General features: G+C 35.1%; 30 protein-coding genes and 1 tRNA gene. 1 reads left to right on the top strand and 30 read right to left on the bottom strand.

Features of this window, described 5'->3' with window-relative positions; translation table 11 throughout:
• Positions 1-2: 2 nt before the first annotated feature.
• From IGK03_RS04045 to IGK03_RS03905, 29 genes are all read right to left on the bottom strand, one after another.
• Positions 3-638, bottom strand: a complete 636-nt coding sequence (locus IGK03_RS04045; RefSeq protein WP_010783308.1) for a DUF4355 domain-containing protein — start codon at positions 636-638, stop codon at positions 3-5.
• 122 nt (positions 639-760) lie between these two features.
• Positions 761-1,687 (bottom strand): minor capsid protein, encoded by a 927-nt coding sequence (locus IGK03_RS04040; RefSeq protein ID WP_002366363.1) that lies wholly within the window; start codon positions 1,685-1,687, stop codon positions 761-763.
• Positions 1,680-3,164 (bottom strand): phage portal protein, encoded by a 1,485-nt coding sequence (locus tag IGK03_RS04035; protein ID WP_002366362.1) that lies wholly within the window; start codon positions 3,162-3,164, stop codon positions 1,680-1,682. The genes IGK03_RS04040 and IGK03_RS04035 overlap by 8 nt, the downstream gene beginning before the upstream one ends.
• On the bottom strand, positions 3,164-4,456 hold the full coding sequence (locus IGK03_RS04030; RefSeq protein WP_002390185.1) for a PBSX family phage terminase large subunit: 1,293 nt from the start codon (positions 4,454-4,456) through the stop codon (positions 3,164-3,166). The genes IGK03_RS04035 and IGK03_RS04030 overlap by 1 nt, the downstream gene beginning before the upstream one ends.
• Positions 4,434-5,291, bottom strand: a complete 858-nt coding sequence (gene terS / locus IGK03_RS04025; RefSeq protein WP_002366360.1) for a phage terminase small subunit — start codon at positions 5,289-5,291, stop codon at positions 4,434-4,436. The genes IGK03_RS04030 and terS overlap by 23 nt, the downstream gene beginning before the upstream one ends.
• A 46-nt stretch (positions 5,292-5,337) precedes the next feature.
• Complete coding sequence (locus tag IGK03_RS04020) at positions 5,338-6,012, bottom strand: hypothetical protein (RefSeq protein WP_014524789.1); 675 nt, start codon at positions 6,010-6,012, stop codon at positions 5,338-5,340.
• Between the two features lie 85 nt (positions 6,013-6,097).
• Positions 6,098-6,286: a hypothetical protein gene (locus tag IGK03_RS04015; RefSeq protein ID WP_010783305.1), complete on the bottom strand. Its 189-nt coding sequence runs from the start codon at positions 6,284-6,286 to the stop codon at positions 6,098-6,100.
• A gap of 136 nt (positions 6,287-6,422) precedes the next feature.
• On the bottom strand, positions 6,423-6,614 hold the full coding sequence (locus IGK03_RS04010; protein WP_002363360.1) for a hypothetical protein: 192 nt from the start codon (positions 6,612-6,614) through the stop codon (positions 6,423-6,425).
• A gap of 37 nt (positions 6,615-6,651) precedes the next feature.
• The gene (locus IGK03_RS04005) at positions 6,652-7,986 is read right to left on the bottom strand and encodes a DNA methyltransferase (protein WP_085443381.1); all 1,335 of its coding nucleotides are present in this window, start codon (positions 7,984-7,986) and stop codon (positions 6,652-6,654) included.
• Between the two features lie 3 nt (positions 7,987-7,989).
• Entirely contained in the window at positions 7,990-8,223 is a 234-nt protein-coding gene (locus tag IGK03_RS04000) for a hypothetical protein (protein WP_025188308.1), read from the bottom strand.
• A 366-nt stretch (positions 8,224-8,589) separates the two neighbouring features.
• Positions 8,590-8,661: transfer RNA gene (locus IGK03_RS03995), tRNA-Trp, on the bottom strand.
• A 384-nt stretch (positions 8,662-9,045) separates the two neighbouring features.
• Positions 9,046-9,462 (bottom strand): ArpU family phage packaging/lysis transcriptional regulator, encoded by a 417-nt coding sequence (locus tag IGK03_RS03990; protein WP_002366352.1) that lies wholly within the window; start codon positions 9,460-9,462, stop codon positions 9,046-9,048.
• 389 nt (positions 9,463-9,851) lie between these two features.
• Positions 9,852-10,052: a hypothetical protein gene (locus IGK03_RS03985; protein ID WP_010710727.1), complete on the bottom strand. Its 201-nt coding sequence runs from the start codon at positions 10,050-10,052 to the stop codon at positions 9,852-9,854.
• A 182-nt stretch (positions 10,053-10,234) separates the two neighbouring features.
• Positions 10,235-10,744 (bottom strand): DUF1642 domain-containing protein, encoded by a 510-nt coding sequence (locus IGK03_RS03980; protein ID WP_085443378.1) that lies wholly within the window; start codon positions 10,742-10,744, stop codon positions 10,235-10,237.
• Between the two features lie 11 nt (positions 10,745-10,755).
• Entirely contained in the window at positions 10,756-11,214 is a 459-nt protein-coding gene (locus tag IGK03_RS03975) for a hypothetical protein (RefSeq protein WP_002366348.1), read from the bottom strand.
• Positions 11,215-11,266: 52 nt separating this feature from the next.
• Entirely contained in the window at positions 11,267-11,491 is a 225-nt protein-coding gene (locus IGK03_RS03970) for a hypothetical protein (protein WP_002366347.1), read from the bottom strand.
• Positions 11,492-11,503: 12 nt separating this feature from the next.
• Positions 11,504-11,698, bottom strand: a complete 195-nt coding sequence (locus IGK03_RS03965) for a hypothetical protein (protein ID WP_002366346.1) — start codon at positions 11,696-11,698, stop codon at positions 11,504-11,506.
• 3 nt (positions 11,699-11,701) lie between these two features.
• Positions 11,702-11,908 carry a hypothetical protein gene (locus IGK03_RS03960; protein ID WP_002366345.1) on the bottom strand — a complete coding sequence of 69 codons (207 nt, stop codon included), beginning with the start codon at positions 11,906-11,908 and terminating at the stop codon, positions 11,702-11,704.
• Positions 11,909-12,343: 435 nt separating this feature from the next.
• Complete coding sequence (locus tag IGK03_RS03955) at positions 12,344-12,487, bottom strand: hypothetical protein (protein ID WP_002382585.1); 144 nt, start codon at positions 12,485-12,487, stop codon at positions 12,344-12,346.
• The gene (locus IGK03_RS03950; protein WP_002366340.1) at positions 12,480-13,241 is read right to left on the bottom strand and encodes a hypothetical protein; all 762 of its coding nucleotides are present in this window, start codon (positions 13,239-13,241) and stop codon (positions 12,480-12,482) included. Before IGK03_RS03950 ends, IGK03_RS03955 begins: the two co-directional genes overlap by 8 nt.
• Positions 13,238-13,672, bottom strand: a complete 435-nt coding sequence (locus IGK03_RS03945) for a RusA family crossover junction endodeoxyribonuclease (protein WP_002366339.1) — start codon at positions 13,670-13,672, stop codon at positions 13,238-13,240. Before IGK03_RS03945 ends, IGK03_RS03950 begins: the two co-directional genes overlap by 4 nt.
• An 8-nt stretch (positions 13,673-13,680) precedes the next feature.
• The gene (locus tag IGK03_RS03940; protein WP_002366338.1) at positions 13,681-13,980 is read right to left on the bottom strand and encodes a MazG-like family protein; all 300 of its coding nucleotides are present in this window, start codon (positions 13,978-13,980) and stop codon (positions 13,681-13,683) included.
• A gap of 3 nt (positions 13,981-13,983) precedes the next feature.
• Positions 13,984-14,943, bottom strand: a complete 960-nt coding sequence (locus IGK03_RS03935; protein ID WP_002366337.1) for a Lin1244/Lin1753 domain-containing protein — start codon at positions 14,941-14,943, stop codon at positions 13,984-13,986.
• Positions 14,944-14,956: 13 nt separating this feature from the next.
• Positions 14,957-15,847 (bottom strand): recombinase RecT, encoded by an 891-nt coding sequence (locus tag IGK03_RS03930; protein ID WP_002366336.1) that lies wholly within the window; start codon positions 15,845-15,847, stop codon positions 14,957-14,959.
• A 2-nt stretch (positions 15,848-15,849) separates the two neighbouring features.
• Positions 15,850-16,791, bottom strand: a complete 942-nt coding sequence (locus tag IGK03_RS03925; protein ID WP_085443377.1) for a YqaJ viral recombinase family protein — start codon at positions 16,789-16,791, stop codon at positions 15,850-15,852.
• 97 nt (positions 16,792-16,888) lie between these two features.
• Positions 16,889-17,116, bottom strand: coding sequence for a hypothetical protein (locus IGK03_RS03920; protein ID WP_085443376.1), 228 nt, complete (start codon positions 17,114-17,116; stop codon positions 16,889-16,891).
• Positions 17,116-17,439, bottom strand: a complete 324-nt coding sequence (locus tag IGK03_RS03915) for a hypothetical protein (protein ID WP_002366329.1) — start codon at positions 17,437-17,439, stop codon at positions 17,116-17,118. The genes IGK03_RS03920 and IGK03_RS03915 overlap by 1 nt, the downstream gene beginning before the upstream one ends.
• Positions 17,440-17,495: 56 nt before the next feature.
• The gene (locus tag IGK03_RS03910; protein ID WP_002366328.1) at positions 17,496-17,669 is read right to left on the bottom strand and encodes a hypothetical protein; all 174 of its coding nucleotides are present in this window, start codon (positions 17,667-17,669) and stop codon (positions 17,496-17,498) included.
• 6 nt (positions 17,670-17,675) lie between these two features.
• Positions 17,676-17,852, bottom strand: a complete 177-nt coding sequence (locus tag IGK03_RS03905) for a hypothetical protein (RefSeq protein ID WP_164982051.1) — start codon at positions 17,850-17,852, stop codon at positions 17,676-17,678.
• 52 nt (positions 17,853-17,904) lie between these two features.
• Here IGK03_RS03905 and IGK03_RS03900 point away from each other — a divergent pair, with 52 nt between their 5' ends.
• The gene (locus tag IGK03_RS03900) at positions 17,905-18,087 is read left to right on the top strand and encodes a YegP family protein (protein ID WP_002364224.1); all 183 of its coding nucleotides are present in this window, start codon (positions 17,905-17,907) and stop codon (positions 18,085-18,087) included.
• 33 nt (positions 18,088-18,120) lie between these two features.
• On the opposite strand, the gene IGK03_RS03895 is transcribed toward IGK03_RS03900, so the two are convergent.
• The gene (locus IGK03_RS03895; protein WP_002366327.1) at positions 18,121-18,843 is read right to left on the bottom strand and encodes a Rha family transcriptional regulator; all 723 of its coding nucleotides are present in this window, start codon (positions 18,841-18,843) and stop codon (positions 18,121-18,123) included.
• Position 18,844 lies beyond the last annotated feature (1 nt).

Genomic DNA, 18,844 nt, shown 5'->3' with positions numbered 1-18,844 from the left:
TCCTATTTCTTTTCTAAATTTTTAGTCAAATTGCTGCGCCAATCGGTCTCTTTTGTTGCTGTAGCAACGTTTACAGTTTGACCTTTCAGCAATTCTTTTTGGATACCATCTCTAGCTTTTGAAATAATTTGTTTTAATTCATCTACAGCTTTCTTTGTATCCTCGTCCGTATCTTTCACAAGCAATAAATCGGCTTGTGCAGCACTTACGTAGTCGGAAAGACCATTCTCGGATAAATCGTTACGAACAGATTCGGCACGCGTTAAACGGTCGAGGCGGGCTTGTGCTTCCTTTTCTCGTTTTTCCGCTAGTGCTTCTTTGTCAGCGGCTTCTTGTTCTTTCGCCTTAACACGTTCTTCCGCAGTCATTTGCTCGTAAGATTTTTGCTTTTCCCAATCGGATTTTGCTTGCGCCACAGCTTTTTTAGTTTCTGCTGCGACCATCTTGGCAACATCATCACGGGTAAAAGTCTTTCCAGTTTCTTTTCCGTCTGGATTTTCATTTTTTGGATTTTGAGAATCCTTTGTCGATGAATCCCCCGATTCGTTTGAATTGTCAGAGTTTGGCTCATCAGAATTTGGCTCATCTGCAAAAAATTGTAAATCCATCGGTAATAATAAGTGTTTTTCTTCGTTCATGTTAAAACCTCCAGCCATTACGTGGCTAATCGAAATTAATAGGTTACGCCTATCAATCGAAACAGCTTTCTCTTTAACGCCTGTAAGCAGTAAGAAGGCAAATAAAAAAAGCCTAACTTTCGCTAGAACTTTTTGTCTTTATAAGCAGGTGCAGTACTACACCGACACCAGTTGTGAATAGGACTTGCGTTGATTCCTGGGCTCATTTCAGAAACCTTATGTGGATTTGCACTTGCTATTCCTACACAAATAGGACAAGCGTTTGATTCTACGATTAGGTTGTATTCTTCATACCCATATTTTTCGTAACTTTGCTTTTGTACTTCACTTTGTATTCTTGCGGATTCACTAATCATTAGCCGACGTGCGACATAATCAGCCGTTTCCTTTCCTCGCAAGCTGTCAATCACAACTAATTTGCGTAATTCCCTAGCTAGAATATCTGGATGTTTGCCTGCTGATAGACCAACTGTTAACAAGCGATCGATACTTGCTTTCAAAACATCTTGATTCACCCACAAACGTTGCGAAAATGTCGCGTTATGAAACGAACCATCAATAATCGCTTTAGCAAACATTCGGTAGGTTTCTTTGGAAAGAATGGACCCGCCTAATATCCCAGCCTGTCGCACAAACTCCGCTACAGCTTCCTCTGTTAACATTGCTGTAAAATAGGTCTGTAGCTGATTAGTGTTGTCTGTTAAATACAAACCTATTTTCGATTTTAAAAGCTCTAAACGATTAACCTTCATTGTTAAATTGTATAACCTTAATTGCTCGTTAGCTTCTTTTGAAAAATCTCTTGTTTGTACATAACGTTTCGCTTTTTCCGCGAAAATTTGTACGTCATGTTTACTTGCACGTCGTTTCGCTCCATCAATGCTAATCTTCTCTTTCCCTGCATAAGCGACGTAAAACTGTTGAATTTCTGCTTCTATCGTTTTCCATAACTGTAAATACCGTCTATGAATTTCTTGTTCGTAATTCACATGTCGTTTCAGCATTTCTTCGATGTGTTTTGCTTCTCGTTCCGCCCAATAATTACTCATGTTCTTCGGTCACTTCTTCCGTAGCTTGAGTAAATTTACCAAAATCAACTTGTGGATTTAAACGTTCTTCGGTTTCTTCGTCCTTTATACGTTCCATTTCTTGGGTCACGTCAGAAACAATCGATAATACGCCTAATTGCGTTTCTCTTGAAACAATCCCTTCAAGTTTTTGTGCAGTTTCCGCTTCGTCTTTAATATTGCGCGGAATATTAAAGTCAAAAGTGTATTCTAAATTAAACCATTCTTTCGCTTTATTAGCAGGTACATTCGTAGGCAATGAAAAAATCATTTTGTACATTTGCGCATATGCTTTTTTAAACTTCCTAGCTTTTGCTTGTGCGAGGTTTCTAGGATTTTGCATTTTAAATTCTAGCGAAATACCTGAAGCGTTATTACTAAAACTTTCATCGTTTGCATTATAAGTCATAGACATTTGATAGATTAATCGTTCTAATCGGTCTAACAGATTTTCTTGTGTTGTATCCGAACTAGGTTTATCTAAAAAATCAATGTCTACTGTTTCACCTTCAGATAAAGGAGTGGCACTATTAATCACTCGGTTATCTCGTAAATAAGCAGCGACGTTTTCGTCAGCTAAATCTACTCCTATCATTTTCAGGTAAGCGTCCGCAAAATAACTCACGTCGTTCGCTTTTTCTGATAGAGCTTCGTTGTAATTATTAATCAGCGACCACACAGACTCAATACGTCCTTGTCGTTCGTCATTTTCCATAAACTCAATCATAGGCACTTCACCGTACGGATTAGCGATTGCCTCTTTTCCACCTAATAAATAAGACAAGGCTTTCTGAAAAACGGTTGGTCCTCTCTTAGTTTCCAATCGTTTAGAAGTCTTGTCTTGTGTAAAAATAAACGTTTCTGTGCTATTTTGTGGATAAACAGTTGCTGTTAGCTCGTCCTTTGCCATTTTGTTGTAAAGAACCGCAAACATAGGCGCTTTTAATAAGTCATCTGCGTAAACAATGAATCCTTGCGTAGGTTTTAAATAAGTCACGCACGTTTCTGCTTCTTCGTTTTGATATAAAAGCTTATAAGCATGCCCATAAATAGCAGTTAGCTTAGAAAGCTCTGCATCGTTGTCTTCTTCCTCATTTCGTTTACGGAAATTTTGAACAAATTCTTTTACCTCACCATCTGGATGAGTAATCTTTGTTGGTTTACCGTTAAAGAAAGCTGCAGAACTATCTACAACATAACGGGCAAAGTTGACTGCAATTCGATGGTCAGGCTTTCCAATTCCTTTATTTTTTTGATAATAAATATCATGTTGACCGTTGTAGAGCTTTTCTAATTCTTCGTAAAACCCTATTAATTTCCGATGCTTATTAATGTATTTATCCACCAAGCGTTCGTCAATCTTTGCGTTTTTATCACAATAAAAGACACGATTTCCTAAAAGGTCAACGAATTCACGTATTTTACTTTCAGTATTTGGTCTACTTACTTCTTCTGTCATTAAATAACCCCCTTCACGCTCTGTAGCTTAATTCCTCGTGATTTATTTAAAATGGTGTAAACAAAGTATCTTAGCGCATCACACGCGTGATCATGTTGTTTTATAGGCTTGTCTTCGCCTCTATCTGCCGCTTTTTCATCCCAAATATATGATGCAAATTCTGCAAATAAATTTTTACAGTTACTAGAAAAATAAATCTTTCCTTCATTCATTGCTGTTTGAGTTGCACGAATGCCGTCAATAACATTATTTTTGGCTTTTATAACTTTGTATCCATTCTCTCTAAGTAATGCAATAAACGAAGCTGCTGACGGATCCACAATAATTTTAACTTTTTTTCCTTCTACAAAAGAATTCAGGTCTTTCAAATATTTATCATCACTTTTTTGTTTTGATTCATCACGACCAGAGTAATAATACTCATCAATGCAATACCAATTTTCTTCATATTTAGCCCATAACAAAAAGACTGTAGCATTTTGAGTTCCATAGTCTATAGATACGTAATATTGACTAGCTATAGCGTTTTTGGGAGGTTCTTTTACCATCGTTTCCGCATCAAAGTTGTCAAAAATAATTCCTTCAGATAATACCCATAATCCACGAATATACCTGTCATAAAAAACTCCTGAATACATTCGTTTGTAACGATTAATTACTCTTTCACTAAGCGAAGGATTATCTTCCATAGTAAAGTGAATGCGAATAGCATGCTTTTCTGTTAGCTTGTCTAACCATTCAAGTTTGAACCAATGATGAGGTCCAGCAGGATTACAGTTAAACCATGATTTAGCACCATCTACAGATAAACGTGCTGTTGCTTGGTTTACAAATGATTGTGGCATAAGCGCCACTTCATCAAAGAAAAATCCAGCTGCAGTTAGACCTTGCACCAAATCTTGCGAAGCTTCATCTTTACCACCAAATAAAAAGAAATAATTTGTTTTATTATTTTTAGTTATTTCAAGGATATTATCTGTTCGATTGTCTTTAACAGTATAGCCACGACCCCTAAGCATCTTTTTTAATGGCCGTATAACGTTACGCCTTAATGAACCAATTGTTTTACCAGCCATTCCGAATTGATCTTCATCATAGCTTTCCATTGCCCAAAAGATGTAAGATAGCGACATAATAACTGTTTTACCAGCACGAACAGACCCATCACAAATAATAGCTTCTTTATCTTTATACTTGGGATGTTTCCACCAAGATAAAACTTGCTTCTGCTTTTTAGAAAACGATGTGAATTTGAAAACAACAGATGTTTTACGTTTCGATATTGTCATCATTCCACACCTCATTATCATTAACTATATTATTGATAGCTGCAATAAACCCATCATCTTCAACTTCTGGAATATCGTCACCATTCTGAATTTTGAGTCGCCGAATTTCAGCAGCAAGTTTTTCGTTTTGACGATTAAGCATGACTTTCTTGTCTTGACTCAATGATAATTCGTTCAGTTGCTTAATTGACTTAGTTAATTGATTACTAACACGAGTCAACGCATCTTCAATAGCTAAGATGTCATCTAACTTTCTAAATGTTTTACGAGTTACTTGAACATCTTGCATAACTTCACGTTTTATTTCTAGCTTTCTACCGTCTTTTTCAACTGGTGTTTTAATTTTCCTTAGCTGTTGTAACCGTTCAACTTCTTCATCATTTAGTCCTTTTTCAGCTTCTTTGATACGTTTCATCATTCTAAACTGCCGTACCTTTAATAAGCGAATCTCATCATTCAAAATAAAAAAAGGATCATCATTCAGATTAGAATAGATGTCCTTTTCTTCATCAGATAACATATCGGCAAATATTGTTTCGTATTCGCCAGTTTTAATAGCGTTCTTATTACCAAGTGGTGGCGAGGCTCGGCTATTACCTTTGTTGCCTACTGCGTTCTGATTACCAAATGGAGCGCCTCCTCGATTAGTAACGTTACCTTTGGCATTGGTAACATTACCTTTCAATTCAGCACTCCATTTATCAATCGATTTCCATTTTCTAATTTGAGAATCTGAAACATTTAGTTCATTTGCTAAATCTTTAAGAATCTTTTTACCGTTTGACCTTAACCAAATTTCTTTAGCCTGGTCACGACGTGGATCTCTTTTTCTAGCCATCCATTAACACCACCTCGCATTCATGTTGATAGTTGAGTTTTGTTTTCTATTTTTTCTGAATGGCATTCCATTCATCTTTGATGTACTTCGCTATAAGCTTCCTAAAATTTTCAATTTCATATGATAACTCATCAACTATTTTTAAATAATTGTCTACAGCTTTTTGATAAGAAAACTCAGTCTGATTTACTTCTATGTCTTCTTTAAATACATCCGCTAATCGTCTATTAAATTCTTTTAGCTTTTCTAACTGTTCTAATATTTCATTGTTGGTTAAGTCATCTACAAAGTAAAGAGAGAGTTGATTATATAAGGAAAGCGTAATAGAACTGAATTTATTGTATTCTAAACTTGATTCTTTTTTTTCTTTATGCAAAGAGTTCATTCGATTGATAACTGACATGTTACCACCAAACCCTACTTCTTGAATTTGTTTTTTTTCATTGTTATATGAATCCGACAAAGCTGATATACTTAGTATACAAGTATATAATTTTTGTGAGGCATGACCTAAAGATTCATAGTTATTTATTAATTCTGCTGACAATTCTCTTATCTTGTTTATCCATTCAATACTTGTTTTCGATTGAACATTAGCTCGAATAGTTTTCTTGTTTGTATATACTGTCGATCCTAAAGTTACAAATATCCCAAGTATACTGATTAGAGCTGTAACAGATACCCATTGAAATTCTCCTAGATTATTATAGAATATTGACATAAAAAGACCTCCTTGATAAATTACTTCTTCAATTATCGAGGAATAATTGGATACAGTCAAATTCATACATTATTTTCCTAATGAATCATACATCTTTTAAGTGACTCTCAATTTCAATTAAATCTTTTAAATCTTTAACAGTGTCCAACCGAACTTTACCTTCTTTAAAATTACTTATCCATTGAGCCTTTGCAGCCCTGATAATCTTGTTATTTTCTTCCGCAACCTTTTGCTTTTCTAAAGCTTGTTGAACTTCATAATCAAATGTTTCCATTGTAGAATACCTCGCACTATTATATAATGCTAAAAGACACAGAACTTCCTTTAGAGCATGCATGCCAGCTTCTGTGTCTTCGGGGTATTCGTATCTCGTTGAAGTAGTCGAGTGTTAGCGCACTCGGCTTCTTTTTTTATCGTAAAAAGGAAACGAAAGAGATTGTTTTCGGTTTCTGGTTAAACTTCTTAGCGATCTCAATTGATTTTTTGTTGTACGCTTCAATAAATGGTTCGATACGTTCTTTTGCTTCTTCCCTAGTAATTAGATTACTTCTATATAGGCTTCTAGCGTTTTCCGCTATGCTTTTTAATTCTTTATTTGTCATTACCCTTCACCTCATGCAGAGCATAAACGATTGTTTTTTATTCGTCCAGTCCATTTACGAGATTTTCTAGTTCATCATCTAATGTTTCTAAAACTTCGAAATGTTGATTAATATTTTTCGGATTTCCTTTATAAAAGACTAATACATTTTGGTGCATTCTGGTTACTTTTCTATTGTTCATCAAACGTCTAGCTCTTAGCGAACCCGAACCAACTGCGTTTAACAAAATCATGTCATTGTAGAAATATAAGCCTTCTGTGCTAAATGCTCTCTTAGTCAAACCAGTTAAATCTTGATAAAAGCCTTTTTTATCTCTGACATCAGAAATGGTGACCACTGCGAAGCGATTATCTTTTAGCTTTTTAGCAGAACGTTTTAAAATTTCACTATATACTTCTGCAAATTCTTCATAGGACATATTACTAATGTCTCGTTCATCGTCTGAATAAACTTCAAGGTCTGCATACGGCGGACATGTAAATAACAAATCTTGACTTTCATCTTCAATATGATGGTCTATATTCAAGCTGTCATCACAAATCCAATTAATATCACTTAAACCAATTTCTCGAGCATTAGCATAATTTGCACTTATTTGTTCTGCTCTCAAATCAATACCCGTGTAATTATGCCCAAGAACTTTAGCTACTATTCCACGCACAGAACCACCAGCGAATGGATCAAAAATATTGCTTTCTGTCTTAGGTGTAAACCAACGATACCCTAATTCGCATAGAACAGGGTCAAAAATAGATGTTCCTTCTAGTCCTGGCGCTTGCATGCTAGGATTGAATACCAAGTTATCTTCACGGCCAAGCTCACTCTTGATCCCTAGCTCTTTCCATTGGCGTTTACGATCTAACCAACGCTTAGTTTTTGTATCAAGATAAGAAAATGGCGGAAACAAGAAAGAATCAAATAAACTGGTATTTGCTGGATTTGCCTTTACCCTATCGGCTGTAGTTTCAAATTTGTTCATATCAGCTAACAGCTCATCTAATTCTTCTTGATTGAAGCCTGTTAGAGGTAATTCATCTGTGTTAAGCTCTTCCAATAACTCAACTAATTTATCTTCATCCCACTGGCCAGAAATCTTATTTAAAGCTATGTTTAAAGCTTTTTCTTTTTCGATAGGTAAATCTACAATGGATACTTCAATTTCGCCAATTCCTAAATCTTTTGCTACCGATACACGCTGATGGCCACCAACTAAATTTCCTGTTCTTTTATTAAAAATTGGTGGATCAACAAAGCCAAATTCTTGAATAGATTGTTTAAGCTTCTCGTATTCTACCATGCCTGGCTTAAATTCAACCCTTGGATTATATTCAGCAGGGCGTAGTTCTGATAACTTCATCTTTTCAATATTCATATTCTAATCCCTCATGTTTCGTTTGATATTTTCTTGAATGTTCTTCTCATCAAAATAGCCATGCCCACAATAAACAAGCTTGCACGCATCAATTTCCTTCGGTAAAGCTTCTCTCGTCATTTCGACAATAGATGCATTCTTCTTTATCTGCACAGACATAACAACACGCATCGAATCAGTTGAGCGGTTCGGCTGTGGATATTTATGTGTTAATGATACATACCAATAGCTTTTCATGTTTTTCTCTCCTAGTTGTTTTTATGTACTTGATTCAACAAATTACTTTTTGCTATACTATTTATGGGTAGCAACTCCTTTTTGTAAATAGCAATCAACAAAAATTGTGCACGAATGCTACCTAGCCACTAGATCCCATAGTCTAGTGGCTTTTTTATGTACAAAAAAAGACCACTCATTTTTATTGAGTAGTCTAAAGATTTGTATTAGACTGCCTAGCCAATCTAACACTTATTTAACAATACTAGGTTGCTAGCCACTTTATCCTGTTTCCGCAGGCTGGCTAATTCTGAAAGGAGGTGAACCGATCGTTAAAGTAAGAAACATTTATTGACGATTCTTTTATTTAAGTAGCTATGCTACCTACCGGAACAATAGGACTCGAACCTATACCGACGGTTTTGGAGACCGCTGCTCTACCAGTTAAGCTATATCCCATTAACACTCACAAACCTGTAGAAAAAAGAGAGAGGAATTACACCCCATTTCTTTTAGTTTGAGAACGTCTGATTTGTGAGTGATCATTGCAAACTACATAGCGCTATCTTGACAAGTGCTTTCGGCGTACGTCTACGTGTAAGCTTAATGCCAAGTTTATTGCAATATGCAATATTTGCTACCTAGACTAAACGAGACAGAAAGAACTGGATTTTCCACATCCTTATTCTTTATTTTTTATAGGTAGCCTCAAAAAATAAGCGAAACGGAGCTAAGATAGGTAATGCATGCCTTACCCTCGTCTCCTTATCTTTCGACACTACCATAATAACACCTAAATATTGATAAAAACCGCCAACTTTCCGCCAAAAAACCGCCAAAATTTTATTTATAGGCAATTATTTTTCCATTTCGATAAGCTTCAGCAAATTCAATCAAAGCTTCTGATTTCATGCGTTGAATACTTCTTTCGGAATATCCAACTTCCCTAGCTATCTTGTAATTAGAGTAATGGTCCTGCACACAGAAACTATAATGCAAAATTTGTCTGCTAGTTAGGCTTAATGCCATAAGCGCAGATAAAATTGCGTCTCTTTCTGCTTCTGCATCAGCTAATTGTACCAGTGCATCTTCTGTTTTGTTTCCGTGGCTTTGGCTTTTAGGCATATCTGTAATAATTGGTGATTTTAAATCTATCAAAGAGCGACCAGCCATTCGCTCTAAACGTCTAAAATTCTTCAACACATTTCTGGCATTCGCTTTTGTTTGTCGAAAATCTACTTCTTTTAGCAATTTAATCAAGTGAAATCGCTCCTTTTGTGGTATAATAACTATGTCGAAAATATTTCTCACAGCCGGAGCAATCTGGCTTTTTTTATTTTCTACTAAATAAACTTTTTACAATACGTACTATGAGATAGTATTTTCAAATACATTTACTCATGATATAATCATATTAACTTTCTTGGGGATTTTATTTCTGAAATAAATTTCTCCTTTTCTATGATAACTGGCGGAAAACAGTTATCGATAGTTCCTGTCTCCACCAGAGACACAATGTCAACCTTATTTGTTGGCACTATTAGCACTTTACTTGGGAAAAGTGCTAACTACCACATTAGTCAGCCATTGGTCGGCTGGCTTTTTGTTTGCAAAAAATCGGCTAGTTATTGTAAAAAAGTTGCAATAAGTTAAAACTCCAATGTAATTGGCCTCCCGTATTTTAAAATTCTCCATTCGCCATCTTTTGTATTGGTTTTATTCATATGATTTCTTTCATCACGAGCTATCGTATAATCGAAAAATAAATCGGCTTGCTCTGCTCCATGTAAGTATTCAACATAAACGCCATCGACTTGCCTTCCTATGATATAAACTTCTGGATAACTCATACGCTGGAACCTCCTAAATATAGCCCTAATCCCAAAATAAACGAGCATGAAAGGAAATAAACGAGGTCACTGCTTGTTATGTCATTGCTATACACGAAATGGCTCACGGTTGCTTTTGCTACAAGAATCATTATTGCAATGCCACTAACTTTATTTATTACTCTTTTCCAGTTGCGTTTCATTTATTCACCATCCACCTTCACAGCAAACGGCCAATAGCGCTCATCAATTGCTTTGATTTGATTTTCTGTTAACGTATCCACCTTTTCCTTACATATCGTAAAATCAATTGTTCCCGCTAAATTTAAAAAAGTATATCCTATGTTGGTCGCCCCTTTGTCTGATAATAAAACGTGATATAATGGTTCCTTCTCTACTTCGTAGCCGTTAGCTAATGCATTAACAAATAAATCTCTGTTCGACTTAAACCACAAAGAAAATTCATCATCGGGCATTGAACTTGAAAAAGAAACTGCGGAACCGATAATGTCTACTTTATCAGACCCCATTGATAAACCTTCTTTGATAAATTCATCGGCACTTTTAGGTAATACAGCTTTTTTCGATTCTTTTAGTTGTTTTGCTAAGCTAATTGCTCTTTCGTTGGCATAGTCAGCACCTTTCAAATAATCAAGGCTGTTTGTAGGAACTTCTAAACATTCTAACTCTTCAATCAATTCTTGTTTATTCATCGCTGATCCTCCTACAACAAACCGCTATCAATCAGCAATACTTCGCCATTTGTTTCAAGATTTTCTAACTGATTTAAAGCTTCTTCTGCACCCAATTCTCCACCATCTTCAATACGACTTTTAGCAAGCATTTTGAACGCTTCGTATTTATCAATTGTTTTCATATCATCCAAAAACTCTTTTTCGTCCTCTACATCGCAAAAAATATCCTTGTAAAGTTTTAAACATTGTTTTTCATCCTCAGCAACGATTAATGCAAAATAAGGTTCTTTAATTTCGTAAAATTTCATGTGTTTTTCCTCCTCAGTTTTTACTCTAAATAAACGACCTTTACCAGAAAACTCATGCGGATTTCCAAATTCATCTACTATATCAAACGTATTATCAAGATAATCAATTGAATCTATTTCAAACCATCTAGGATAACCAACAGAATTATCGTGCAACCATACTTCTATTTTGGGAATCATTTTTCTTCCTCCTCTACAAAATCAATAATTTCAACACCTACGATATAATCTTTCAACGATAAAATGAATGCACTATTTCTTGACAACCGTTTAAAAACTCTTCTAATTGATTGTATTCAGAATCTGGCCAATCTTCAGTAAAATCATTAATATCTGTATAAGTCGTTCCATAACCAGTATCTCTAGTTTCTACATGATTCGTGACCCCTTCACGTTCTACTTCAAAGGTAATTGTTGAAGAATCAAAATCATGGATAAAATTTTTTATATAGATCATTCACTTTCTCTCCTACTCACAAATAATTAAAATGACTCTCTCATCAATAAATTCGCCTTCTTCGTCAATCATTCCAGCTTGCAAATCAACGTCAATTATTTTCTTAAAAAATTCATTGCCTTCACTATTCGATTTCACCATAACTTCAATGTCACCGTATATTTCCTTTAACTCTTGAATTTTTTGTAATACTTCTAATGCATCCATTTTTTATCCTCCTTGTGATAATACTCTGTCATCATCAATAACAAACGCATTGCCTACACTATTCTCTAACAGTCTTCTCATCTGTTCAGCTTCTTCACTAGTAAATGCTTTTGCATCCTCTTTAGGTCCAAAACTGCAATAATTTCCAACAAATTTTTTTACATAGTTTTTATTTTCTTCTTTTCCAGTTAAAACATAGATTAATTTCATAATTAGCCTCCGCTGGTGCCTTTTTATTACATAAAATCAGTTTAGACGTTTTCTTGCTATTTTTCCCTGCAGCTCTGCTTCTATGGTTTAGCCTTCCAGCCATAAAGAAACGTAAAACAGACAAAAACACGCACTGATTTTGCACTTTGCCTTCTTGGATCCACTTCTAAAATAATGACAGCTGTTCTGGTTCAGTAAATGAACTGCTTGTTTTATTTTCCAGAAGTTCCATTGCTTCTTTTAGTATTTCTAATGTGTTTTGCGTTTCTTTTTCTTTTGGTAACTATTCATCATTTCAGGAGTAAAGAATTCTTTATGGTCGACCAAACCTCCACTCCTTTCGTTTATTTCTTCTTTATTTCAGCTAACTTTTTCGCAACACCTTGCCCACTTTTGTTGCATAACGGACAAGGCATTGCTTTCGCATGACCGAATCTATCTTTTTCCCAGACAATCATCTGTCCCTTGCATTTTATGCACGTCATCGTTTTTACCTCGTTTATTGTATGTGCCGTTTGCGATAGCTTTTTCTTTAAGTCGGCGTTTTTTCTTTTTGATTTTAGATTTAGTTTTACCCATTCACTTTGACCGCCTTTGTCAAATCAAATCCTAAAGCGTTTGGATGTCCTTCCACTTCTTCTGGTTTTACATGGTAAACATCTGTTTCGATGTTAAAGCCTCCAACTTCGGCAGCTTTTCTTAACACGTGACCATTCCAGCTTTTTCGATAGCCTGTTTTTTTATTTGCTTTAGGACTTACACAACTTCTTGCACCTTCTGCAGTTGCTTCACACGGCAAAACAAATAACGCTTTGTTTTGTTCGTCTAAATATAGTTGAACCCATTCTGGTTTGTTCAAGCGTTGTACTACTGGACCACTTAAAGCCAGACCGCTTTTTGAGATCGTTAAACATTCCTCTGCTTTCACTCCAAAATTGTTTGAAATAAGTAACGTTGCTGTATTTAAATTAAATTTCATGCGTTTGTTCTCCTCTACTTTGTTATTTTCTTTTCGCTTAATTATGTTTTCTATGCCATTTGCCTTTCGCCAGTTTTGAAATGTGGTTGTTCCCAGTCCGAGAGCTTTCTTAATATCGTTTACTTGATAACCTAAGTCTAATAAGCGCTGGTATTCTTCTTTCGTTAGCTTATCGGGATCTATTTTTGGTAGTGGTCGCTTATCGTTTATAAGATTAGAATTCAGTTGTTTTGATAATCTCTGGACCTCTTCCACGATTTCTGAATTATTCATCCACGATTCATCATCACCAGTCAAAAAAAGAATTCTATGACGAATGGCTCTTTTTGTTTCTCTGAGTTTGTTTTTCGTCATTCCTTTTCCTCCAAACTCATAATTTCAATTTCTGTTCGCTGTCGCATACTGTACAACTTTTGGCAAACCATCACAGCAATTTGACCATCGTTTTTATATAAAATACCTTCGGCAGCATCTGTCACTGCTTTGAAATAGTTGTCTAAATCAGGCTTTTTGTCGCAATATTTCCGCTCTAATTCCACTTCTAAGCGTTTCTGTTTATTGCTTAGAGCTGATTTAGGCGGATGGATATAAAACGTAATATGCGCAAAAATAGCCCCTTTTTCAATCAATTCTGGTTTTACCTTTCGTAGATACGCTTTTACCTTTTGTTTATAGGCTCTCATCGCTCGATCTTCGTACGTTTGAACATAATTTCCACGCCTTGCGAATCTTGGGCGACTTTGTGGCTTTGGTTCAATCGGTAGAATAATTCGCATATCTTCCACCTCGAACCTTACAAATCGGCTTCTTTGACGAATACTCCATTTACCATTTCCCCTTGGCGATTTTTGATTTCGCTATATGCTTGATTTAAGCATTCGTATAAGTCCATGTTATTTTGCATAGCGAGAATAATTAACGTCACAACCACATCACCGATACCATCTCTTAGGTCGTTTTCGTTGTTTCTTGCCAATGCAGCGCCAACTTCTCCGACTTCCTCAATCACTTTCAACATTTGCTTTTCAGGCTCTGCTGTATCTAAGCGCTTTTCTTTCGCCCATTCTTCCACTAATTTAACTAATTCATCCATGTTTTATCCTCCCAACAATTCTTGCATTTGTCTTTCAAATTCAGCTTGTTCTTCTGGCGAAACTTTTTCTTCTTCACCGTTCTCTTGATTCATCCATTCAGGCACCTTTTCTTGCCGAACAGGTTTATTTTGATATTGCTTATTTTGTGTTTTTTTATCTGCTCGTTCTCTCTCGTTATTTAGATAATCAGCATATGTTTTTACACCATTTGCTCGCCAATTTTTCAAAATACCAGCAAAATAGCTATATCTTCGTTCATTATTTCTAGCACAGATATTAACAGCCTCTTTCAATAATTCGAGGTCTCCGTCGAAATCAGAAAGATCATATTGTAAATCAGTGATATTAACAGGAGTAGCAGGACTTACATTCTGTGAATAATAGCGGATTAACTCCGTTAGCTTTTCTTCACCTAACGGCTCTTCAAAGAATGCTTTTTCAACCGACGTTTCAGGTGACGACGAATTAATGCTACTTTCTGTTTCTTTTTTGTTTACTTTACTTTTATTTACTTTACTTTCCTTTACTTTACTTTGTGCATTAATGTCAGCATTAACTGTTTCACTTTGAGAGTTATTGTTGACATTAACTATATATTTAGTTGGTTTTGGTGTTTTCCGTCTTTTTGTCGCTTCGAAAAATGTCGCTTGGATATTCTCACTCGTAAGCACCTTGACCGAGTCAAACAGTTCTTTATCAAAAAATCCCCATAAGACTAAGCGGTTCACTATTTGATTGAGCATTTCCTTACTTACTCCAGGCAGGCGTTTTAAAAGAGTTGCTTGCGATAAATCATCCCACAAAATGAAATATCCTTTTTTGTATATCGCACAAAGCAGTTTGATTACCGCAAGTTCTCCTTTAATACCAAATTCCCCAGCAATAGCTTCTATTTTTTCGTCTTCAAAAATTCCAACATCAAGAGGAAAATAATCCAAACCTTCTTTTGCAGGTCTTGCCATTACATCTCCTTCTTTACTCTAATGGTGGATTTTTAGTATCAAATAAATCTGTTTGATTCAATGAATCTGAATTAGCTTCATTAATTACTTCTGCTGTTTTCATCGTAGTATTTTCTTCTACTTCCGTTTCGGAAATAATATTTCCATCTTCTTGCATTTGTTGAACTTTTTCATCTGAAGTTGTCGCTTCTTGCATTTCGATGGACAAAATTCCCCATTTTGATAACATATTTCTTAATACTGTTTTACGAGCCATCGCATTATAATCTGTAGCCCAGACACCGCTCAATTTTGTTTTTTCTTTGTCTTTGCTATTTGCAATTCGATGAGCTTCAATTTCTTGTTTGGTCCAATAAACAGTTTTCTTGAAGCCATTTAATAGTTCAAAATATCCAACATATCCAATTACATCGTCTGATTGTCTACCATTTGGATCAAATTCAAATTCTTCCGTTAACCTGTTCCAACTCAGTAACTCTCCTTCGTAGACTTCAATAACATTTAATGCTTTATATTTACCTGATCGTTGAGCCAATTGAATATACCCTTTATATCCTAAAATAAACTGGGCTTTCCTCTCCCATTTGCCAGTCTGCTTATTTTTAGTATTAAATGGTACGAGATAGGCATAACCTAGATTTTTATCTAATCCTAAATTTAATGTAGCAGCTGTTAAAGCCCCGCTTAAGATAGACATTGGCTCGCTTTCTGCCAAGTAGCTATCATTAGAAACTAAAGTCATGACATTTGACATAAAAGCATTAGCATTTTCATGAAGAACTTCCTCAAATTTCCGCTTCATAGTAGGAGTATTCATTAATCCTTTTAAACCTAATTGATTCGCAGGAACTTGTTTTTGATTTTGTTGTGATAATTGATTTTTTAATGTTTCGTTTGTTGCCATTATTACTTAATCTCCTTTTCTATTAATCTTCGTGTCGTAGTAACCATATATATTTCTTCATCTTCTGCAATTTGAGGATATTTTTCAGCAAACTTTTTACTGTTCAATCTTTTAGTAGGTATTTCCTTCCACTCAACAATATGTTTTTTGGTAATACCAATGCTTGCATTTCTTTTTCCCAATTCGCTTTTTATTTCATTTTCAATTTTTCTAATAGCTACATCCAACTCTTTTTTGGTTTTCTTCATTTCATTTTTTTGATCTATCAATTCATCGAATGAAGCAGGTAAAGTGGTTTGCGTTTCTTCTATGTCGCTATACTTATCCTTTAAAAAGTCAGCTGTTGCCTTACTTCCGTCAATAATAGGTTCAATGCTTTTGATTACGTTGTTTTCCCAAAAATTAACTAATTGCTCGGTCAGTACATCGATTAATTCTTGATCACGTTCTACTCGTTTCCAAATAAATTTCTGACCACCAATTAAAACTGCAATATAACAATAGTCTTTATTCAAAACATTCATATAATGCTGAACTTGGCAAAGATAACTCAGCGGCACTTCGTCTCCTTCCCATTCCTTCGCTAAAAATTGATTTGCAGTTTTGCATTCTAGAATGGCATTTTCTCTAACCACTTCTCTATCAATATTTGCTCTTAAAAAAGGATGGAGCGAATGTTCGAAGACTTGATTTCTACGACGAACTTTTTTTCCTGTTCTTTCTTGGAACTCTTTCGCAACAACTTCTTCTAAAACATTTCCCCAATAGGCTGGCTCGCTTTCTGTATCTTTCAACTCAACTTGACCTGTTTTCTCTAGCCATAATTGATAAGCTGATTTATATTGATTCAAGCCTAAGATTGTTGCAACGTCTGATCCTCCAATTCCTTTACGCCTATCTTCAAGCCATTCTTGATAGCTCATGGATAAAGTAGATTGAATCATCTTTCGTCTTCCTCCTCATCGTATTCCCACGTTGGCTCTAACACTTCTTTTTCTTCGGGTGGCTCTTGTCTTGCCCCTAGCGAATCAAATTCAGGCATTACAACCCCTCCCAAAATAGTTTTATTTTTTCATTTTCCAATTCGATATAATCGACACCTTGCATTTGTAATTGATCTAAAAATGGTTTTGTAGCTCCTTTACTGCTTACCACACAACTTGTATTGCCATAAGATGCAGATGTCCGAACAGATTGGACAATGTTATTCTGTGCGTTTGCTAGCATTAATTCGTAAATGTCGTTACCTAAGCCTCTTACTTCAATCATTACAACTCACCTCGTAAAAAATCTTTTAACAATGTATCTAGTTTTTCCTCATTGTTTTGTTTAGTTGAAGATGATTCTGCACCAATAAATGATTCTTTTATTTGTTTACATTGCGGACAATCACAATCATGAGCAAGTGCTTCTTCTTTAAATTTTTCAAATAATTCACTAAATGCAATTGCTTGTTCAGGCAAAGAACCTGCAAGTAAAACACTGGATGGTTCCATTCTTTCTGGATCAACAGTTGCTAAAACGAGAGCAACTTCTCCTTTTCGACATTCTTTAACAAGTTCCATTAATAAATTTTGAATTTTATCGTTCATTTTGATATACTCTCCTTAGTTAATAAATTTTGAATTTTTTTGTTCAATATTTGCCCTTAATCGTCTGCAAACGATTGGGGCTCTTTTTGTACTATGCTTAGCCTTTCTGGATAAACACCTTCATCAAATGAAATATATGGATATTCTTCAAGCAATTTTCTAAAGACTTCTGCTTGGGTTTCTCCAGTCACGTATGTTTCTCTACTAGCTTCACCTACAGCTACATACATTTTTTATCACCTCCTTTTAGAGTATTGATACTTGGCTTCGTCCCAGTTAAAAAACCAATGGATAAAGAAAGGTGCACTTAACGTTGCTAGTATTGGCATTGAAAAGTGGGTTTTCAGTAATACTCCTAATACAATCATCAATAAAAATGCGCCTATCAATCGTGTTTCTCGAATTGCTTTCATGTTGTTAACCTCCTATATTTTGATATAATTCAATTGAAAGTGGGGTGCAAAAATGTTTTTTGTGATTAAACGAGCTTCTGATAAAAAATACTATTTTTTGATTAAAACTGAAGAAAATGAAATAATCGCATCAAGCAAAACTTACTACTACAAATCTTCTGTTTTAGAAATCATTGAATCCATTAAGAATGATATGAATCCAAAAGCAATCATTGTTGATACTACTTTTAACTGAGGATAAGTTAGGCTTATCCTTTTATTTACTGATCTAACTCACTTCTTTAAACATATCTCCGTTTCCATTAGCCATATCAATTCTTGCTTGTAATTCCAAGTCAGGCTTCCATTTAGGAATTAGAGTTAATGCTTCTTCATATCGAACTTTTGGAATATCTACATAAGAGGCTACATCGAATAATGCTTTCAATTGTTTATAGCAATTACTAAATGCTGATTGCTTAATACTTGAATCCTTATAAGCCGATGTTTTTTTGCCACCTAATACTTTGATAACAGTTGATGAAACTAGTCCTTGTATCTTTCGTTGTTGGCTTCTATTAATTGTTGTTTCTGTTTCTAGCTTATCTAAACGTTGATTTACAAGAGTCAATCCACGTTCATGTTTTAACGCAGCTTCTAATAACAATTCTGTGTTATTAATCGGTAAGTTTGATTGAGTTTTGAGCAGTTCCTCCATTTGGTTAAAAGCTTCAATATATTTCAGTTTAAACTTAAGAGCTTTTTGACCAGTGAATCCCATTGCTAGTAACGTGAATCCATCACGGTTCATAATGATTTGTCTATATTTTTGTTTGTTTTGTGGATGAATATAGCTATCTTCGTAAAATAGGTCTGCGTAATTTTCCGCAACCCCCTCTTTTAAATCATCAATCGCTGCTAAAACATCACGATGATTTTTATTAAACGTTTCTGCGACTTGTAAACTAGTTGTTACTGCTTGTTGGTTTTTCGTAATTACTAGATTTTCCATC

Origin of the sequence: Enterococcus sp. DIV2453a, assembly GCF_050533535.1 — a bacterium.
Taxonomy (GTDB): domain Bacteria; phylum Bacillota; class Bacilli; order Lactobacillales; family Enterococcaceae; genus Enterococcus; species Enterococcus faecalis.
Note: the sequence above shows the minus strand (reverse complement) of the source record. Positions and strands in the feature narration are given on the sequence as shown.

Excerpts from the sequence above, each read along its gene's own strand:
- IGK03_RS04030 (WP_002390185.1), bottom strand. The coding sequence starts at position 4,456 with ATGATGACAATATCGAAACGTAAAACATCTGTTGTTTTCAAATTCACA.
- IGK03_RS03940 (WP_002366338.1), bottom strand. The coding sequence starts at position 13,980 with ATGGATGAATTAGTTAAATTAGTGGAAGAATGGGCGAAAGAAAAGCGC.
- IGK03_RS03920 (WP_085443376.1), bottom strand. The coding sequence starts at position 17,116 with ATGATTGAAGTAAGAGGCTTAGGTAACGACATTTACGAATTAATGCTA.
- IGK03_RS03950 (WP_002366340.1), bottom strand. The coding sequence starts at position 13,241 with ATGACGAAAAACAAACTCAGAGAAACAAAAAGAGCCATTCGTCATAGA.
- IGK03_RS03895 (WP_002366327.1), bottom strand. The coding sequence starts at position 18,843 with ATGGAAAATCTAGTAATTACGAAAAACCAACAAGCAGTAACAACTAGT.
- IGK03_RS04035 (WP_002366362.1), bottom strand. The coding sequence starts at position 3,164 with ATGACAGAAGAAGTAAGTAGACCAAATACTGAAAGTAAAATACGTGAA.
- IGK03_RS03985 (WP_010710727.1), bottom strand. The coding sequence starts at position 10,052 with ATGAGTTATCCAGAAGTTTATATCATAGGAAGGCAAGTCGATGGCGTT.
- IGK03_RS03965 (WP_002366346.1), bottom strand. The coding sequence starts at position 11,698 with ATGGATGCATTAGAAGTATTACAAAAAATTCAAGAGTTAAAGGAAATA.
- IGK03_RS03955 (WP_002382585.1), bottom strand. The coding sequence starts at position 12,487 with ATGGGTAAAACTAAATCTAAAATCAAAAAGAAAAAACGCCGACTTAAA.
- IGK03_RS04010 (WP_002363360.1), bottom strand. The coding sequence starts at position 6,614 with ATGACAAATAAAGAATTAAAAAGCATAGCGGAAAACGCTAGAAGCCTA.
- IGK03_RS03930 (WP_002366336.1), bottom strand. The coding sequence starts at position 15,847 with ATGGCAACAAACGAAACATTAAAAAATCAATTATCACAACAAAATCAA.
- IGK03_RS03970 (WP_002366347.1), bottom strand. The coding sequence starts at position 11,491 with ATGATCTATATAAAAAATTTTATCCATGATTTTGATTCTTCAACAATT.
- IGK03_RS04040 (WP_002366363.1), bottom strand. The coding sequence starts at position 1,687 with ATGAGTAATTATTGGGCGGAACGAGAAGCAAAACACATCGAAGAAATG.
- IGK03_RS03960 (WP_002366345.1), bottom strand. The coding sequence starts at position 11,908 with ATGAAATTAATCTATGTTTTAACTGGAAAAGAAGAAAATAAAAACTAT.
- IGK03_RS04020 (WP_014524789.1), bottom strand. The coding sequence starts at position 6,012 with ATGTCAATATTCTATAATAATCTAGGAGAATTTCAATGGGTATCTGTT.
- terS (WP_002366360.1), bottom strand. The coding sequence starts at position 5,291 with ATGGCTAGAAAAAGAGATCCACGTCGTGACCAGGCTAAAGAAATTTGG.
- IGK03_RS04015 (WP_010783305.1), bottom strand. The coding sequence starts at position 6,286 with ATGGAAACATTTGATTATGAAGTTCAACAAGCTTTAGAAAAGCAAAAG.
- IGK03_RS03910 (WP_002366328.1), bottom strand. The coding sequence starts at position 17,669 with ATGTATGTAGCTGTAGGTGAAGCTAGTAGAGAAACATACGTGACTGGA.
- IGK03_RS04005 (WP_085443381.1), bottom strand. The coding sequence starts at position 7,986 with ATGAATATTGAAAAGATGAAGTTATCAGAACTACGCCCTGCTGAATAT.
- IGK03_RS04000 (WP_025188308.1), bottom strand. The coding sequence starts at position 8,223 with ATGAAAAGCTATTGGTATGTATCATTAACACATAAATATCCACAGCCG.
- IGK03_RS03915 (WP_002366329.1), bottom strand. The coding sequence starts at position 17,439 with ATGAACGATAAAATTCAAAATTTATTAATGGAACTTGTTAAAGAATGT.
- IGK03_RS03980 (WP_085443378.1), bottom strand. The coding sequence starts at position 10,744 with ATGAATAAACAAGAATTGATTGAAGAGTTAGAATGTTTAGAAGTTCCT.
- IGK03_RS03925 (WP_085443377.1), bottom strand. The coding sequence starts at position 16,791 with ATGATTCAATCTACTTTATCCATGAGCTATCAAGAATGGCTTGAAGAT.
- IGK03_RS03905 (WP_164982051.1), bottom strand. The coding sequence starts at position 17,852 with ATGAAAGCAATTCGAGAAACACGATTGATAGGCGCATTTTTATTGATG.
- IGK03_RS03975 (WP_002366348.1), bottom strand. The coding sequence starts at position 11,214 with ATGATTCCCAAAATAGAAGTATGGTTGCACGATAATTCTGTTGGTTAT.
- IGK03_RS03900 (WP_002364224.1), top strand. The coding sequence starts at position 17,905 with ATGTTTTTTGTGATTAAACGAGCTTCTGATAAAAAATACTATTTTTTG.
- IGK03_RS04045 (WP_010783308.1), bottom strand. The coding sequence starts at position 638 with ATGAACGAAGAAAAACACTTATTATTACCGATGGATTTACAATTTTTT.
- IGK03_RS03935 (WP_002366337.1), bottom strand. The coding sequence starts at position 14,943 with ATGGCAAGACCTGCAAAAGAAGGTTTGGATTATTTTCCTCTTGATGTT.